Origin of the sequence: Nostoc sp. FACHB-110, from assembly GCF_014697425.1 — a bacterium.
Taxonomy (GTDB): domain Bacteria; phylum Cyanobacteriota; class Cyanobacteriia; order Cyanobacteriales; family Nostocaceae; genus Nostoc_B.
This window is the reverse complement of sequence record NZ_JACJRU010000048.1, coordinates 40,686-57,726: the sequence shown is the minus strand read 5'-3', so window position 1 is coordinate 57,726 and position 17,041 is coordinate 40,686. Positions and strand designations below refer to the sequence as shown.

Genomic DNA, 17,041 nt, shown 5'->3' with positions numbered 1-17,041 from the left:
AGGTCTGTTGGGTATGATGTAGACATTGCTCTAGTAACCCTGTCGCATTTTTATCTACTGACACAATAGCGTTACTGGAGCTTTTTTAGACTTTCCAAACATCCTCTGAGAGAAACAGAAAAAGTTTTACTAGCAGCCGCCAACAAAAATCTGAAAGTTTGCATCTTCCGTTTGGGTGGTATTTATGGCCCTGGAAGAGAATTAATTAAAATATTTAGTCGTGCATCTGGTACAACTCGCCCTGGTAATGGTCAAGACGTAACCAATTGGATTCATTTAGATGATATAGTCGCGGCGATCGAATTTGCCCGTCACTATCACTTAGATGGGATTTATAATTTGGTTGATGATGCCCATATAGCCAGCAAAGAACTCTTAGATACCTTATTTAAAAAACACAATTTACCGACAGTTACCTGGGATGTTTCGCAAAAAAGCAACCGACCCTATAATGCAACTGTATCAAATCAAAAGATAAAAGATGCCGGATACAAATTAATTCATCCCCAGATGATTTTTGATTAACAATATACTTATGCAAGCATCTATCACCACAACTCCTACCCAGTTTTATACTTGGCAAAATTATCGTTGTGCTTACGAAGTTTACCAACCAAATAATATTCATCCAGCCGGAATTCCCTTGCTATTAATTCACCCAATTGGCGTAGGCTTATCAGGTGAATTTTGGCAGCGATTTTGGAATGAATGGTATACACAAGGCAACCAAAATATAATTTACAATCCTGATTTAATCGGGTGTGGTAAAAGTGATATGCCTCATGTGGCATACACTCCCCAAGATTTGGCAGAACAATTACAGTATTTTTTACAAACAGTTGTCCAAAAGCCTGTTGTTTTAGTAGTCCAAGGTGCTTTATTTCCGGTTGCCATCGAATTAGTCAAAAAAGAATCAAATTTAGTTAAAGGTTTGGTACTGTCTGGGCCGCCAGCTTGGCCTGTAATTACCAAACAGTCGTCAACAACACAGCAAAAACTGATTTGGAATCTGTTAGATTCGCCTCTAGGAAATGCCTTTTTTCGCTACGCCAGAACTGAAAAATTTTTGCGGTCTTTTTCCACTCGTCAGCTATTTGCGAGTGGTGATGATGTAGATAGTGAATGGTTAAAGATGTTAGTTGCTGGTGCAGAAAATACAGCTAGCCGTTATGCAGTATTTTCTTTTCTAGCTAGATTTTGGCAACAAGGTTATAGTGGTGACATTGCCAATATCCAGCAACCAACATTAGTGGCTGTGGGTGAAACAGCATCGAGTATTAGCAAAGAAGGGAAACAAGAAACACCCGATGAGCGTTTAGCTGATTATCTAGCAAGATTACCTCAAGGAAGTGGGGTAAAAGTGCCAGGAAGAAATGTTTTACCTTATGAATCTACCAAAGAATTTGTAAGTGCGATCGCGCCATTTATTACGGCATTATCTCAAAAAAATTAGTCATTTGTCGTTAGGACAAATGACCAATACAGTATATTTCATCTAAATGAGGTAGATTTTTCTAACCTCTAACCTCTTCCCCTAATTAAATTACCTCTTCCCGGTTTGGTTTTATCAAACGTTCCGTCAACGACTTAATCACAATATATAAAACCGGAACGACAAACAAACTCAAGAAAGTGGCAATTAACATTCCCCCAAATACCGCAGTTCCTAATGATTGGCGACTACCTGCACCTGCACCTGTAGCCACAGCCAAAGGAAAAATCCCCAAAAGAGTAGAAAAAGCTGTCATCAAAATGGGGCGTAAACGTTCTTGCGATGCTTCAATTACTGCTTTGGTAATTGACAGCCCTTGGTCTCTTAATTGATTGGCAAATTCTACAATCAAAATTGCGTTTTTACTTGCCAAACCAATCAACATAACTAACCCAATTTGACAGTAAACATCATTAGGAAATCCCCGCATTGATTGGGCTAACAGTGCGCCAAAAATTGCTAAAGGTACTGAAAGCATAATAATCAATGGGTCAATGTAATTCTCATACTGAGCAGCCAGTACCAAAAATACAAAGACCAATCCTAAACCAAAGATAATTGGGGCTAAACCGCCTGATTCCAATTCTTCTAGGGCTGTTCCTGACCATTCATAACCATAACCTGGCGGTAGAACTTGTTGCGCCGTCTGTTCCATTTTCTCAATAGCATCACCAGAACTAGAGCCAGGTGCGGCGGAACCGTTGATTTCTATTGAGCGGAATAGGTTGTAATGGTTAATGGTTTGCGCCCCTGTGGTAGAGGTAATTTTCACCAGGTTGCTCACAGGAATCATTTCATTGCGACGAGAGCGGACGTATAATTTACCAATATCTTGGGGGTTCGAGCGAAACTGTTCGTCTGCTTGGACGTATACCCGATAGTTACGCTGCTGCAGGTTAAAATCGTTGACATATTGCGAACCTAAAGCAGTTTGTAAGGTGGTAAAGATATCGTCTACATTAACTTGCAGTGCATTTGCTTTGTTGCGGTCTACTTCTACAAGTAGCTGGGGTGTATTAGCTGCAAAGGTAGTAAATACTGCTTGTAATCCTGGTGTTTGATTAGCACGGCCTAGCAATTGTCCCATTGTTTGGACTAAATTTTCTAAGCCACTATTACCTCTGCGGTCTTGCAGCTGAAAGGTAAAACCACCAAAGTTACCTAATCCTTGAATTGAGGGTGGGTTAACTGCAAAAACTCTCGCTTCAGGAATGGCGAAAAACTTACCTTGCAATTTACCAATAATTGCCTGTACTGTCTGATCTGGTTTAGGACGTTCATCCCAATTTTTTAAGGTGGTAAAGATAATCCCACTGTTGGCGGTGCTACCACTAAAACCAAACCCACCCACAGCAAAAGTGCCGACGACTTCAGGTAGTTGCAAAATTTCTTTTTCTACCTGAGACATAACATTGCTGGTGTATTGTAACGAAACACCTTGAGGCCCTTGGATAATTGTGATGAAATAGCCTTGGTCTTCATCAGGGAGAAATGCCGTTGGGACTGTTGTATACAGCCAAGCAGTCATTCCCAAGGTGACGATAAATAAACCAATGATGATACTTTTAATGCGGGCGAGAAACATTAGCGATCGCTGATAGCTCTGCCTCACCCAGTCCAAAAATCTGTTAATCTGGTTAAAAATCCAACCTATCCAGCCTGTAGGTTTTTGTCCTTGACGCAGCAGCAAAGCACACAAAGAAGGCGTAAGCGTCAGAGCAATAAAAGTAGAAATGGCAATAGAAAAGGCAATAGTCAGAGCAAATTGCTGATACAACGCGCCTGTAGTTCCCGGGAAAAATGCCACTGGGACAAACACTGCCATCAACACTAAAGATGTAGCAATTACAGCACCAAATAACTCCGCCATTGATTCACTAGCCGCACGCTTGGGATTTATCCCTTTATCTTGAATAAAACGGCTAATCTGCTCAACCACAACAATCGCATCATCTACCACCATCCCCGTTCCGAGAGTCAAACCAAACAAGGTCAAACTATTAATCGAAAAATTAAACACTTTCACAAAGGCAAATGTCCCAATCAAAGAAAAGGGAATCGTCAGCGCGGGAATCAGGGTAGTTCGCCAATCTTGTAAGAATAAGAAAATGACAATTACAACCAACACTACTGCTTCCAATAAGGATTTAAGCACTTCTGCCAAAGACTCTTCGACAAACACAGTAGTGTCAAATGCTACTTGATATTTCATTCCTGGTGGCAAACTCGGAGCTAATTCTGCCATTGCAGCTTTCACGCCTTTTGCCACATCCAAAGCATTACTTCCAGGAACCTGATAAATCCCTAAACCCACGGCATCCTTAGCGCGAAATCGCAAAAATGTATTGTAATTTTCTGCGCCTAATTCGGCTCTGCCAACATCTTTTAGTTTGACTAAAGTACCATCATCTTCAGTTTTAATCACAATTTCGGCAAATTCTTCGGGATTTGTCAGACGACTGGCTGCACGCACATCAATTTGATATTGTTGCCCTTGAGGCGCAGGTTCTTGTCCAATTCTCCCTGCACCAACTTGCAAGTTTTGTTGCGATAGTGCGGTAGTCACATCTTGCGGGGTTAATCCCCGACTGGCCAAGCGATTTGGATCTAGCCACAAGCGCATCGCATAGCGACGTTCACCAAAAATCCGCACATCACCTACGCCTTTGACTCTTTTTAAAGCATCTGCAATATAAAGGTCAGCATAGTTACTCAAGAATGTGTTGTCATATTCTTGATTATCGGTATACAAACCAATTGCCAGCAAAATATTGTTAGATTGCTTGGTAACTCTCACGCCTGTACGCTGCACCACATCTGGCAATTGTGCTTCAGCTACAGAAACCCGGTTTTGGACATCAACAGCAGCTAAGTCTTTATTGCGTGAAGCATCGAAGGTAACTGTAATAGTGCTTGTACCATCGTTGCTGCTGCTGGAGGTCATATATTTTAGACCTTCAACACCGTTAATTTGTCTTTCTAAAATATTAGTTATGCCACTTTCTACGACTTCGGCACTAGCTCCACTGTAGTTAGCAGTGACGTTAATTTGAGTCGGACTAATATCAGGAAAACGGGCAATTGGTAGAGTTGGAATACTAATTAATCCCACCAACAGGATAATAATTGCACAGACCGTAGCAAAGACGGGTCGCTTGATGAAAAAATCAACAAACATAAATTAGGAAGTATGAAGTATGAAGTGTGAAGTATGAAGTATGAAGTCTGAAGTGTGAAGTCTGAAGTGCAGAATTTCAGAGTACCCCTGCGGGAACGCCTGCCGTAGGATGCCCTTAGGGCTGTAAGGCGAACATACTTCATCATTCAGACTTTTTTTTCTAAGGAGCGGGGCTGATGGGTGCGCCATTAGTTAAGTTGAGAATGCCAGAAACAACGATTTTGTCTCCTGCTTTTAGTCCTTCCAGAACTTGATAATTATTGCCTTCAATAGCTCCTAATTTGATTGCTTTTTGCATAGCTACTAAAGATGGTGCGCCCGGTTTGGGGTTTTCTGGTGCTTGCGCGACAAAGACAAATGACTCGCCACCTAAGCGCGACACGGCTGTAACTGGAATTAAGATTCCCGGGCGTTCATTCCAAATTACTTTTGTTTGCACTAACTGACGATTGAGCAGTTGTCTATTGCCATTACCAAAGGTGGCTTTAGCTAAGACTGTTTGGGAATTGGCGTTGGCATTTGGCGCAATGAAACTTATTTTGCCTGTAGCAGTTGCTTGACCTTGGTCATTGAGCATTTGTATGGGTAAGCCCAGACGCAATTGTTTGCCTTGATTGAGTGGTACAGAGATGTTTAATTCTAAGGAATCATTTCTGGTGAGGGTGGTGAGGTTGTCCGCTTTACTGACAAATTCTCCGACTCGGACAGGAATATCGCCAACGACACCAGTAAAAGGTGCGCGGACGTTGGTGTATTGCAATTGCACTTGGGCGGCTTGGACTTGAGCGGCGGCTTGGGTAACTTGCGATCGCGCCTGGGCAATTTCTTCTGGACGCGCCCCATTCTCTAATTGCCTTAGATTCTGTCTTTGCTGTTCTAGTGCTGCTTCTAATTCACTAATATCGGAACCTCTAGCTTTGCGGAGTTGTTCTAGCCGACGCTGCGCTACAACTAAAGCAGCTTCAGCACTGCTTTGTTCTTTGAGATAACCTTCTAAAGCATCTTGCGAAACTGCGCCTTCTTTTTGCAGTTGGGCGTAACGCTGCGCTCTCGATTTTGCTAGTTCTAAATCAGATTTTGCTGAATTAATTTGGGCTTCGGCTTGGGCAATTTCTTCTGGTTGCGCCCCTGCTTGAGCATCCCTGAGCCGCGCTTGGGCTTGGGCTAGCTGCGCTCTGGCTTGGGCAATTTCTTCTGAGCGACTACCTGCTTTGAGTTCTGCCAGGCGTGCTTGTGCTTGCTCTAAAGCAGCTTTGGCTTGTAGCAATTGGGCTTGAGCATCATCACTTTGCAGCCGAATGACTACTTGTCCTTGGGAAATGCGATCGCCTTCTTTAAAGGCAATCTGCGTAATCCGTCCGTCAACTTCTGGTTTGAGGGTGACAGAACGGGGAGCATCTAAAGTCCCCACTAACTCAGATGTTTCTTGGATAGTTGTATTCTCAACAGTGGCTAGTTTTACCGGGATTCCCATCGGTTTACCAGGCGCACTCGCCTTAGGCTGTGAATTACTCGCTTGGTTAGTTTTCCACCATTGCCAACCTGCACGCCCACCCGTGATTAATAGTACAATGCCTAAAATTATCGGCCAAATTCGCTTTTTTTTTGCTACTGATATTGGTTTTGGCTCTGGTGAGTAATTTTCTGGTTGAGCCTGACTAGTATCATTAGCAACAGGCTGCTCTATTTCGACTTGAACCTGTGAATCAGGGAACTCAGCTTGGGACATTTTAGTTTTCTCATTTATTCAGACTGGGAAAAAGGCTGAGGGTTGAGTAATTTCTAGCCTTTTTTATAGTTTTTGGTTTGCTTGAGCAAACGCTCATAAATCTACGCAAGTATTAAGGCAATTAAACTGCATCTTGAGTATCTCCAAAATGCAGTATTTCATAGGACTTAAGTATGAAAACGACAAATCAAGGTTTAGCGAAAAAAGGTTTCAGGCGTTCAAGTTCAGCCTTACACCCAGTCCCAACCACAAATTTTTGTATATAAGTCCTGATTCATTGACAAATACCTCTTTTGCCACATTTAGCAACCTTGCACGAGCCAGCATTGGTTTTGAAATTAAGTTACTCATAATTATCATGCAAGTGCTTACTTACAAATGTAAGTAATTGCTTGCATTATATTATGTATGTTCCCAAAAAGTGTATAAACTAGGGCAAGCCAAGTGCGATCGCGCTTGAAATTGGATACTTCTACCCTCAGAATATCCTCAATTTTCTTGTGGGTATCCTTACCCGTACCGTCTCAAAGGTAAGCAGGATACTCACCCTATAAGATAAATAATTTATTTTTTGGCAACCCCATTGACAAAGAAAGCTTCAAAAACAAATGCGGGTATTTTCCGATGCTGTTATAAACTTAATTCTTGCATCGTGGAATAAAGCATTTACCTTTTAATCCTGATGGAATTTGTGATTTTATTTTTATGGCTCATGCTGATGTTGTTCATTCTGCGGTTAGCCTACTTAGTTGTACAAAATTCTCAACAATCTTCCACGCAAAAACACAGAACAAAGCATATCCGAACTTTTCCAATCACGCTTCCCCCTAGAGGTAGAAAAACTAATTCTCAACAATGGCGAGAATTGCTGAGGTTGGTTCATGGTGATGTTGCTACAGCCAATCGACTAGTTGATTATGAAATGAAGCGTAACCCTGGGCGCAATTTTGATTGGTGTGTAGATAAAGCCTTGTGGCAATTGAAGCGCGATCGCCGTTAATTAATTAATGTGTACGATATTACTCTAAACTGATTGATGAGTTAAGTTTTAGTCACGCGGAGGAATGGTGGCAATGGATGTCAGCTTGATAGTGTCGAACATCTTGAATCCACCAGTTTTAGCTTTTTTCCTGGGGGTGCTGGCAGTTTTACTCAAGACTGATTTAGAAATTCCTGCACCTATCCCGAAACTCTTGTCTTTATATTTACTTTTTGCCATTGGGTTTAAAGGTGGGGTAGAACTTGTCAAAAGTGGCATTAATCAACAAGTTATTTTGACTCTTTTGGCAGCCATGATTATGGCCTGTGTTGTTCCTCTTTATACCTTTTTTATTTTGCGGCTCAAACTTGATACTTATAATTCAGCCGCTATAGCTGCTACCTATGGTTCCATTAGTGCCGTCACCTTTATCACGGCTAGTTCCTTCTTAACTCAACTAGGTATGGCTTTTGATGGGTTTATGGTTGCAGCCCTGGCCCTGATGGAATCACCAGCTATTGTGGTTGGTTTAATATTAGTCAATGTATTTAGTGCCAATAAAAACGAGCAAGAATTTGTTTGGAAAGAGGTATTACAAGAAGCTTTTTTGAATAGCTCTGTGTTTTTGCTAGTTGGTAGCCTGTTAATGGGTCTTTTGACTGGAGAACACGGTTGGCAGACCCTAAAGCCTTTTACCCAAGATATGTTTTATGGGGTGTTGACATTCTTCTTATTGGATATGGGCTTGTTGGCAGCTAGAAGAATCAAAGATTTGCAAACAACAGGGATATTCCTAATTTTATTTGCGATTTTAATTCCAATTTTAAATGCTGGGATAGCTTTATTAATAGCCAAGGCGATCGGGATGTCCCCAGGAGATACTTTATTATTCTCCGTTTTGTGTGCCAGTGCCTCTTATATTGCCGTACCAGCAGCTATGCGCCTAACTGTCCCCGAAGCTAATCCTAGTTTATATGTTTCTGCTGCTCTGGCTGTAACCTTTCCTTTTAATATCATTGTAGGTATACCCCTCTACTTATACGGCATTAATATTCTTTGGAGATAAGATAATGCAGCCAGTCAAACGTATAGAAATATTTGCCAATTATGTTGAACTCGGTAAGATTTTAGAGTCCTTAGAAAAGGCAGGTGTACTTGGACACTCAGTTGTTAAAGATGTCGCAGGCAAAGGTACAAGAGGCAAAGTTACCAACGATTTAGCCATGACAATGCTAGACAACGTTTATATCATTGCCTTTTTTTCACCTGACAAATTGCCTTTAGTAGAATCAAATGTTCGGCAAACTCTCAGTAGGTTTGGTGGAGCTTGTTTCATTTCTGATGCAATGGAAATTGAAACTACTAGATGTGTGGGATGAAATCTCAAGTGTGAAGTGTGAAGTGTGAAATGATTTCCATTAGCACTTTAACTTTTAACTATTCACATCACTTAAGCGTGAAGTTGTAAACCTATCCATCCACTTTTCTAAATAAACTCGGTTGGAATTTTGTTCAGATGGATCTTGAGTATCTGCAGGATAAGGCATCAGTCCTAAAATTGTGGCTGTTGTCACACAAAACATTGACTTTTGGAAAGTGATACAAATTTGCACCCGCAAGTCATCTTCACCGCGAAGACTGTGGCGATAAAGAGCGTGCAAATATTCTGGTAAGTAATGGCGCATATCCTGCATCAACAAGGTAGGAGGAATACCAGCACCACCAATAGGCAAAGGATCGGCATACAAAGCACCATACTGGAATCGAGATTGGTCTGGGGGAATTTGATAAGCTTGAGCGTTGTATGAAACTGTACCAGCAAAGGGAGTGCCTCTAAAGAAAACTGCCTCGACATAAGGCACGGCTGTATCTGCTAAAAATGTTAACCCAGCTTTTTTAGGCAGCAAATCGTAGACTTTATCGCCAATTTTGACAGAGTATGTAACTGGCTTCATAGCATCGGCGACTAATCCAGCTTTAATATGGTCTACAACATCAGCAATTGATGTAATTTCGCCTTGATCATAGCGGTCTGATAAGCTCAAAAATATATCAGCCATGACTCGCCAGAATTGGCCTAAACCACTGTAGTAAGCCGAGACACGCAACTGTTCAATTAAAAAATCAGGAAACAGTTGATTAATGCCCAAAATAAAAGGATTATTTTTAAATTTAGCGGTGATAACTGCTTTTGCTCTTTCTTGAAATTCTTTGGTATCTAAATAGGCATCTAGTCCACCGCCACCGTGCCACATCATTGATTTCATGCAATATTCTGCATATTCATAATTGATGCGGTCATGCCACCAATGACGGAATAATTTTTTATAGGAAAAATCCCCATTAAAGTATTTAAAAAAGGGAAAAAATACTAAAAATTGATGGTCAGCAATGTAGATAAGATTGTTGGAGTAGGCATCTAAAACAACACCATAACTTTTGAGAATGCCGACTACTTCTAAAACATTTTCCGGACTATTAGGAAGTAATGCGCCGCCTGTTCGCAACCTTTCCACATACTCAGTTAAAGGATGTTTAGCTGGCTGATTTTTCATTGTTACCATTGCAAGTTCTCCAAGTTGGGAATGAGGAAATCAAAAGGAAAAAGTAAAAAGGCAAAAATAACCAGATTTTTACCTTTTAATTTTTCCGTTTGACTTTAATTTTTGTGGCTTACCTTTTCTACCGATACTGTGGCCACGACTTTATCTACACTAATCATTGCGGTGATTGTTGGTTCAGTCCAGCGAGATAACCAAGCAGGTTGAATGCCAAAAATTACAATTAACACAGCTAAAACTACTGAAGGCAAGCGATCGCTCCAATAGACTCGTGGTAAATTTACTACTTGGGCAGATAAGCGCCCAAAAAAGGCCCGATTCATCAAGATTAAGAAGTAAACTGCTGTTAACCCTGTCCCAATCATCGACAGCAAGGTTTGCACTGGGAATACAGGAAAACTACCCCGGAAAATAATAAATTCCGAAATAAAACCAACCATCCCTGGTATACCTGCACTGGCCATTACTCCCAGTACCATCAAGCTGCCAATCACAGGTAAACCTCTTTCTGGGTTTAATAGTCCTTGCAGAACGTCTAAATCACGGCTACCTGTTTTCTTGTAAACTACGCCGACTAACAAAAATAACAAGGCGGAGATTAAGCCGTGGCTGACCATTTGCATGACTGCACCTAAGACGCTAAGGGGTGTAGCGGCGGCGGCGGCTAGTAAAACGTAGCCCATATGTCCAATTGAACTGTAGGCTACCATTTTTTTCATGTCAGTTTGGGCGATCGCACAAGACGCACCATAAAGTACGCTAATTACTGCCCAAGTCGCTAACCAAGGAGCCGCATAGTGCCAAGCTTCTGGTAGCAAATTCATCCCAAACCGCAGTAAGCCGTAAGTGCCTAACTTCAACAGTACCCCAGCTAACAGTACAGAAATGGGTGTTGAGGCTTCAACGTGGGCATCTGGCAACCAAGTATGGAAAGGAACCAAAGGAATTTTGATACCAAAGCCAACTAAAATCCCCGCCAGTAGAATCAGTTGGGTAGCTAATGGTAAAGATTGGGCATTTAAGTTGGCTAAGGCAAAGTTAGAGCCACCACTCAGCCAAACCATCCCCAAGAAGCTGGCCAAAATCAAAATGCCGGATAAGGCGGTGTAAATCAGAAACTTTGTTGCTGCGTAACCCCTTCTCGCACCACCCCAAATCGCAATTAACAAGTATAGGGGAATTAGTTCTAATTCGTAAAACAAGAAAAATAGCAGTAAATCCTGGGCAAGAAAAGCTCCAGTTACCCCAGTATTTAACAGTAATACTAGCGAGTAATACAATTTTGGTCGTTGTATAGCACCATCGCTACTGGTAATCGCAATACAGGTTAAAAGTGCATTTAACACCAACAAGGGCAAAGATAAACCATCAACTCCCAGGTTATAACTTAGCCCGATCGCATCTACCCAAGGGAGGAATTCACTAAACTGTTGCGCAATTTCTCCGGGGTTGAATTGGATGGCTAAAAATACTGACCAGACAAAACTGAGACTGGCAAATCCAAAAGCTACTTTCCGGGCTAACTTGCTGTCAAGGGCAGCAGGCCAGAAACCGATTAACGCCGCACCTAAAAGTGGCAGCAAGATTAAGGCACTTAGCATACAAACAAAACAAGAGATGGGGAGATGAAGAGAGAAGGAGACACGTAGCACTAAGATTCTTAGAAATGCAAGTTATCTAAAAGCCCTAATGACCAGCTAATAAAGAAGCCCAGAACGCTGACAACCGCAAGGATAGTCAACATATATCCTTGAGATTGTCCAGAAACGCTGTATTTCAAGCCTTGACCCCCGAAAATAGTCGCAAAGCCTACTAAGTTCACAAAACCATCGACTACATAGCGATCGCTCCAAGCCGATATTTTAGACAGCAATGCCACTGCACTCACAACTGTCAAACGGTAGATGCGGTCAATGTAAAAGTCGTAACCTAATAAGTCTTGTACAAATCGCCAAGCCAAAATTCTTGATCTTGACCAAGCTTTGTGGAGGTACATTGTCGAACCGATGCCTACTCCCAAAATGGTGGAAGACAATAGCACTGATACTACATACCAGTCAATGCTTTCCCAACTTGGTAGTAGATACCATTGCTGAAGCATCACTGGCAATAGCAAACTCAATATTGTCAATGTCACCATTGGAAATGCCATCTGCCAGCCAACTTCTGGCGCGCGTCGGGTTTTTTGTTGTGGAGAACCCCAAAATACTAATCGAAATACCCTTGTCAAGTTTAAAGCCGTCAAGCCATTGACAATCACTAAAACACCAATTACCCAAGGGCTAATTTTTACCAAACCATCAGCCCAAGATAACATTGCCCAAAAGCTGCCTAGTGGTAACAGGGTAATCATCCCGGCTGAACCGACAACAAAGGCAGTAGTTGTAGCCGGCATCCTTGACCACAAACCACCCATTTCGGTTAAATCTTGGCTGTGGGTAGTGTAGATAATTGAGCCGGAACTCATAAATAATAACGCCTTGGCGATCGCATGAGTTAACAGCAACATCAAAGCCACACCGCCCTGCTGTAGCCCTACCGCCAAAAACACTAGCCCCATGTATGCACTTGTAGAGTGGGATAGCGCTCGTTTAATGTCAATTTGGGCTATGGATACCAAAGTTGCGCCAATTGCTGTCACCGTCCCCATAATGATTAAGGCATTCAACGCCACTGGCGATAGTGCTAAGATTGGTTGCAACCTGTACAACATATAAGCACCACCCGCCACCACCAGGGAGTTCCGCATCACAGAAGCGGGGTTTGGCCCTTCCATCGCTTCATCTAACCACAGATGCAAAGGAAACTGAGCGCACTTCCCCGCAGGCCCAGCAATTAAAGCTAACCCCAATAAAGTTGAGGTAACAGGACTTAAATTCGCTGTCTGCGCCCATTCATACAAATCCGAAAAGTTTAAGCTGCCAGCTAAGGTAGAAAGTGTGACTACACCCATCAAGAGCAACAAATCACCAACCCGCTTGGTTAAAAAGGCATCCCGCGCTGCTGTCACCACCAACGGTTGGGCATACCAGAATCCCACCAACAAGTAGGTAGAAAGTGTGAGGACTTCTAGCAAAGCATAGCTGAGAAATAAGGAATCACTAATTGCTAGCCCACTTAAAGCCGCTTCAAAAAACCCAACAAGGGCAAAAAAGCGTGCTAACGACCAGTCTTTTTCCAGATATCCCAAGGCATAAATTTGCGCTAACAGACTTAACCCTGTCACTAAGACTGTTGCCCCAACACTCACTGGCGATATTTCTAAAGCAAAGGATAAATTTAAATCTGCTGCTTGAAACCAGTGAATCAGCAAATTTTCTGGTTCTCTATCCCAAATATCTTTAAAAACAAATAAGCTATGGGCAAAAGCCAAAAGGGTTGTCAACAAGTTAAGATATGCTGCTGGTCTGGGGCCTGTACGTCTGATAATTCCCATTCCCCAGGGCAACGTGAAAATCGCACCCATTAAGCTATATAAGGGTATCCACCAACTTGTTGAAAATAGAAATTCATTCATTTAATTTGCTTCCCTTGACGACTCAGCCTTGATTTTTATCAGTAAGTTTTTTAAACATTGTTTGTGTAATAAAAAAATTGTCAAAGTTTGGACTTTTATATTAATTTTTTAACTAAACTAAAAATGTGTATTTTTCCCTGAGATATTTCTCACAGAGTTAGGATAAAAATTAAGTTACATATTTCAATACTCCTATTTCCATTAGATAATATTTGTTGGGAAATTTCTATTTCTACTTTTAGCAGATAACTTTATAAGATATATTTAAAAAAATTATATATTTTTTTGGCATCATTGATCACATACAACAAAACTGAGGAAAGACAGAAGCACCAATAGATACAGCTTTTGCTCATTCCTCACCAGACAAAATAAGTCTTGGTTATGAACTTTGTTTTGTATATGTAATAAAAAAATTATAAAGCATAAGCGGCTGCTCTTGGAATGAGCCGATTTAAAGCGAGCAGAATCCGGGAATCAAAAAGCATTAAGTTTTTTAAAACTTTTTTATTATAAACTATTATACTAATTTATATTGCCAGGGGAGCCAAGCTTTCCTATGCTTATTTTGGAAGTGTCTTTTAGCTCAAGATGAGCTTCCCCGTCAAAATTTTCAAACAACAGTACTGATTGGATTTAATTTTTAGGAGTTTCTGCGATGCCAATTGCAGTTGGAATGATTGAGACAAAGGGCTTTCCAGCAGTAGTAGAAGCTGCTGATGCGATGGTAAAAGCCGCCCGTGTAACTTTGGTAGGATATGAAAAAATTGGTAGCGCTCGTGTCACCGTGATTGTGCGGGGTGATGTTTCCGAAGTGCAAGCCTCAGTCGCAGCTGGAATTGAAGCAGCAAGAAGAGTAAATGGTGGTGAAGTGGTTTCCACTCATATCATTGCGCGTCCTCATGAAAACTTGGAATATGTTTTGCCGATTCGTTACACAGAAGCAGTAGAACAGTTTCGCACTTAACAGTTGAGAATACAAAGTGACTGACGGGGTTGCTTGCTTGGGCTGCGCTTTTGTTTGTTTGAGAAAATTTAATTAGGGATTAAAACTAATGTCAATTGCAGTGGGAATGGTAGAAACGCTTGGCTTTCCAGCAGTAGTAGAAGCTGCTGACGCGATGGTAAAAGCTGCGCGTGTAACCTTAGTTGGCTACGAAAAAATCGGTAGTGGTCGGGTGACAGTAATCGTGCGGGGTGACGTTTCCGAAGTCCAAGCTTCTGTAGCAGCAGGTGTGGAATCAGTTAAGCGAGTCAATGGCGGACAAGTGCTATCTACACACATCATTGCTCGTCCCCATGAAAACTTAGAATACGTCCTGCCAATTCGGTATACAGAAGACGTAGAACAATTCCGGGAAAATGTGAACGCAATTCGACCTTTCGGCGGCAGAAGACCATAACATATAATGCAAATTGCCAAAGTACGTGGCACAGTAGTTAGCACTCAAAAAGAACCAAGTCTTCGCGGTGTGAAACTACTGATGTTGCAATTAGTAGATGAAGAAGGGAATATCCTACCACAATACGAGGTAGCAGCGGATACAGTGGGAGCAGGAGTAGATGAGTGGGTACTAGTCAGTCGTGGCAGTGCCGCTCGTCAAATCCTGGGCAACGAACAACGCCCTTTGGATGCAGCAGTGGTGGCGATAATTGATACTATTCATGTTCAAGATCGCCTTATTTACAGTAAAAAAGACCAATATAGATAGTCATTAGTCAACAGTCAACGGTCAACAGTCAACAGTCACTCAACTATGGACTATTGACTATGGACTATTGACTATGGACAAAAAGCTTAATTCAGGAGGAATCTCGCAATGGCAGTCAGCAGCACGGCGGCACCCCCAACCCCGTGGTCAAAAACTTTAGCTGAGCCAGAAATCCACGAAACCTCATTTGTCCACTCCTTCTCCAAGGTTATTGGCGATGTGCAGATTGGTGCAAATGTAATCGTTGCTCCGGGGACTTCGATTAGAGCGGATGAAGGTACACCTTTTTACATCGGTGAGAATACCAATATCCAAGATGGTGTAGTGATTCATGGGTTGGAGCAAGGCCGAGTAATTGGTGATGATGGCAATGAATACTCGGTGTGGATTGGTAAAAATGCTTCGATTACCCACATGGCTCTGATTCATGGCCCAGCTTATGTAGGGGAAAATTGCTTTATTGGTTTTCGCTCCACAGTATTTAATGCCAGAGTGGGTGCGGGGTGCATTGTGATGATGCACGCTTTAATTCAAGATGTAGAAATTCCCCCAGGTAAATATGTACCATCGGGAGCGATAATTACCAGCCAGCAGCAAGCTGACCGTCTGCCAGATGTGCAAGACCAAGACCAGCAATTTGCTCATCATGTAGTAGGAATTAATCAGGCACTGCGGGCTGGTTATCTCTGTGCTGCTGATAGCAAATGTATTGCACCCATCCGGGATGAATTAGCTAAATCTTATACAAGTAGTAATGGTTTAACTGTCTTAGAGTTGGAAAGGAGTAGTGAAGTGGCGAGCAATAGCTTGGGTGCGGAAACCATAGATCAAGTGCGTTATCTATGGGAGCAAGGATATAAAATCGGTACAGAACACGTAGACCAAAGACGTTTTCGGACTGGTTCTTGGACTAGCTGTCAACCAATTGAAGCAAGATCGGTAAATGAAGCTTTATCAGCTTTGGAAGGCTGTTTGGCAGATCATAGTGGCGAGTACGTGCGTTTATTTGGCATTGACCCCAAAGGTAAACGTCGGGTATTAGAAACAATTATTCAACGCCCAGATGGTGTAGTTGCAGCAGGCTCTAGCTTTAAAGCCCCTGCTAGTACAAGTGGTTCTAGCTATAGCAGCTACAACGGTAATGGTAATGGTAACGGTGCTGGGATTGGTTCTATCAGTGGAGAAACTGTAGAGCAAATCCGCAAACTGTTGGCTGGTGGTTATAAAATTGGTACAGAACACGTAGATGAGCGGCGTTTCCGTACAGGTTCTTGGGCTAGCTGTAAGCCGATAGAAGCAACTTCAACCAATGATGTTGTGGCTGCTTTAGAAGAATGTATTGGCAACCATCAAGGTGAGTATGTTCGGTTGATTGGGATTGACCCGAAAGCTAAACGCCGGGTGTTAGAAAGCATTATTCAAAGACCTAATGGCCCAGCTGCACCCTCTGGTGGCCAAAAATCCTATCCTAGTTCCAGCATTGCTAGCGCGCCAAAAACAACAGCAACCGCAACTGCTACTAGCAACCGCTTGAGTGCAGAAGTTGTAGACCAATTACGGCAATTATTGGCTAGCGGTTATAAAATTAGTGCCGAACACGTAGACCAAAGACGTTTCCGCACAGGTTCTTGGGCTAGCTGTGGCCAAATTGAGGCAAGATCGGAAAGAGATGCGATCGCCGCATTAGAAGCATACCTGTCTGAATATGAAGGTGAATACGTGCGCTTGATTGGTATTGACCCCAAAGCCAAACGTCGAGTATTGGAAACTATTATTCAACGTCCATAGTAGTGCTGAGTTAAAAGTGCTGAGTGCTGAGTTAAAAGTGCTGAGTGCTGAGTTGTAAAGTATTGAGTTAACTTTGAACCAGAAT

General features: G+C 42.1%; 13 protein-coding genes and 1 pseudogene. 9 read left to right on the top strand and 5 right to left on the bottom strand.

The genetic code is table 11. From position 1 onward, the window contains the following. Positions 1-105 precede the first annotated feature (105 nt). Both H6G69_RS28900 and H6G69_RS28895 read left to right on the top strand, forming a co-directional pair. A pseudogene (locus H6G69_RS28900) lies at positions 106-525 on the top strand (SDR family NAD(P)-dependent oxidoreductase); the annotation flags it as partial. A gap of 10 nt (positions 526-535) precedes the next feature. Further along, positions 536-1,453, top strand: coding sequence for an alpha/beta fold hydrolase (locus tag H6G69_RS28895; RefSeq protein ID WP_190692554.1), 918 nt, complete (start codon positions 536-538; stop codon positions 1,451-1,453). 85 nt (positions 1,454-1,538) lie between these two features. Here H6G69_RS28895 and H6G69_RS28890 read toward each other — a convergent pair whose 3' ends face one another. Both H6G69_RS28890 and H6G69_RS28885 read right to left on the bottom strand, forming a co-directional pair. Then, complete coding sequence (locus H6G69_RS28890) at positions 1,539-4,670, bottom strand: efflux RND transporter permease subunit (RefSeq protein WP_190692553.1); 3,132 nt, start codon at positions 4,668-4,670, stop codon at positions 1,539-1,541. 160 nt (positions 4,671-4,830) lie between these two features. Further along, complete coding sequence (locus tag H6G69_RS28885; RefSeq protein WP_190692552.1) at positions 4,831-6,399, bottom strand: efflux RND transporter periplasmic adaptor subunit; 1,569 nt, start codon at positions 6,397-6,399, stop codon at positions 4,831-4,833. A 682-nt stretch (positions 6,400-7,081) separates the two neighbouring features. Here H6G69_RS28885 and H6G69_RS28880 point away from each other — a divergent pair. From H6G69_RS28880 to H6G69_RS28870, 3 genes are all read left to right on the top strand, one after another. Further along, positions 7,082-7,399 carry a hypothetical protein gene (locus H6G69_RS28880; RefSeq protein ID WP_190692551.1) on the top strand — a complete coding sequence of 106 codons (318 nt, stop codon included), beginning with the start codon at positions 7,082-7,084 and terminating at the stop codon, positions 7,397-7,399. A gap of 73 nt (positions 7,400-7,472) precedes the next feature. Next, positions 7,473-8,444, top strand: a complete 972-nt coding sequence (locus tag H6G69_RS28875; protein ID WP_190692550.1) for a sodium-dependent bicarbonate transport family permease — start codon at positions 7,473-7,475, stop codon at positions 8,442-8,444. 4 nt (positions 8,445-8,448) lie between these two features. Beyond that, a complete protein-coding gene (locus H6G69_RS28870) occupies positions 8,449-8,757 on the top strand; it encodes a P-II family nitrogen regulator (RefSeq protein ID WP_190692549.1) in 309 nt (102 codons plus the stop codon). Positions 8,758-8,811: 54 nt separating this feature from the next. On the opposite strand, the gene H6G69_RS28865 is transcribed toward H6G69_RS28870, so the two are convergent. The 3 genes from H6G69_RS28865 to H6G69_RS28855 all read right to left on the bottom strand — a co-directional run bounded on the left by H6G69_RS28865 (position 8,812) and on the right by H6G69_RS28855 (position 13,456). Further along, on the bottom strand, positions 8,812-9,942 hold the full coding sequence (locus tag H6G69_RS28865; protein WP_190692548.1) for a CO2 hydration protein: 1,131 nt from the start codon (positions 9,940-9,942) through the stop codon (positions 8,812-8,814). Positions 9,943-10,037: 95 nt separating this feature from the next. After that, complete coding sequence (locus H6G69_RS28860) at positions 10,038-11,540, bottom strand: NADH-quinone oxidoreductase subunit M (RefSeq protein ID WP_190692547.1); 1,503 nt, start codon at positions 11,538-11,540, stop codon at positions 10,038-10,040. Between the two features lie 59 nt (positions 11,541-11,599). Next, positions 11,600-13,456, bottom strand: coding sequence for an NAD(P)H-quinone oxidoreductase subunit F (locus H6G69_RS28855; protein WP_190692546.1), 1,857 nt, complete (start codon positions 13,454-13,456; stop codon positions 11,600-11,602). A 658-nt stretch (positions 13,457-14,114) separates the two neighbouring features. Here H6G69_RS28855 and H6G69_RS28850 point away from each other — a divergent pair. The 4 genes from H6G69_RS28850 to H6G69_RS28835 all read left to right on the top strand — a co-directional run bounded on the left by H6G69_RS28850 (position 14,115) and on the right by H6G69_RS28835 (position 16,956). Beyond that, positions 14,115-14,423, top strand: a complete 309-nt coding sequence (locus tag H6G69_RS28850) for a carbon dioxide-concentrating mechanism protein CcmK (protein WP_010995042.1) — start codon at positions 14,115-14,117, stop codon at positions 14,421-14,423. Positions 14,424-14,511: 88 nt separating this feature from the next. Continuing rightward, positions 14,512-14,859, top strand: coding sequence for a carbon dioxide-concentrating mechanism protein CcmK (locus H6G69_RS28845; RefSeq protein ID WP_015111750.1), 348 nt, complete (start codon positions 14,512-14,514; stop codon positions 14,857-14,859). Positions 14,860-14,865: 6 nt separating this feature from the next. Then, positions 14,866-15,168 carry a EutN/CcmL family microcompartment protein gene (locus H6G69_RS28840; protein WP_190692545.1) on the top strand — a complete coding sequence of 101 codons (303 nt, stop codon included), beginning with the start codon at positions 14,866-14,868 and terminating at the stop codon, positions 15,166-15,168. A gap of 108 nt (positions 15,169-15,276) precedes the next feature. Then, positions 15,277-16,956: a ribulose bisphosphate carboxylase small subunit gene (locus H6G69_RS28835; protein WP_190692544.1), complete on the top strand. Its 1,680-nt coding sequence runs from the start codon at positions 15,277-15,279 to the stop codon at positions 16,954-16,956. Positions 16,957-17,041 lie beyond the last annotated feature (85 nt).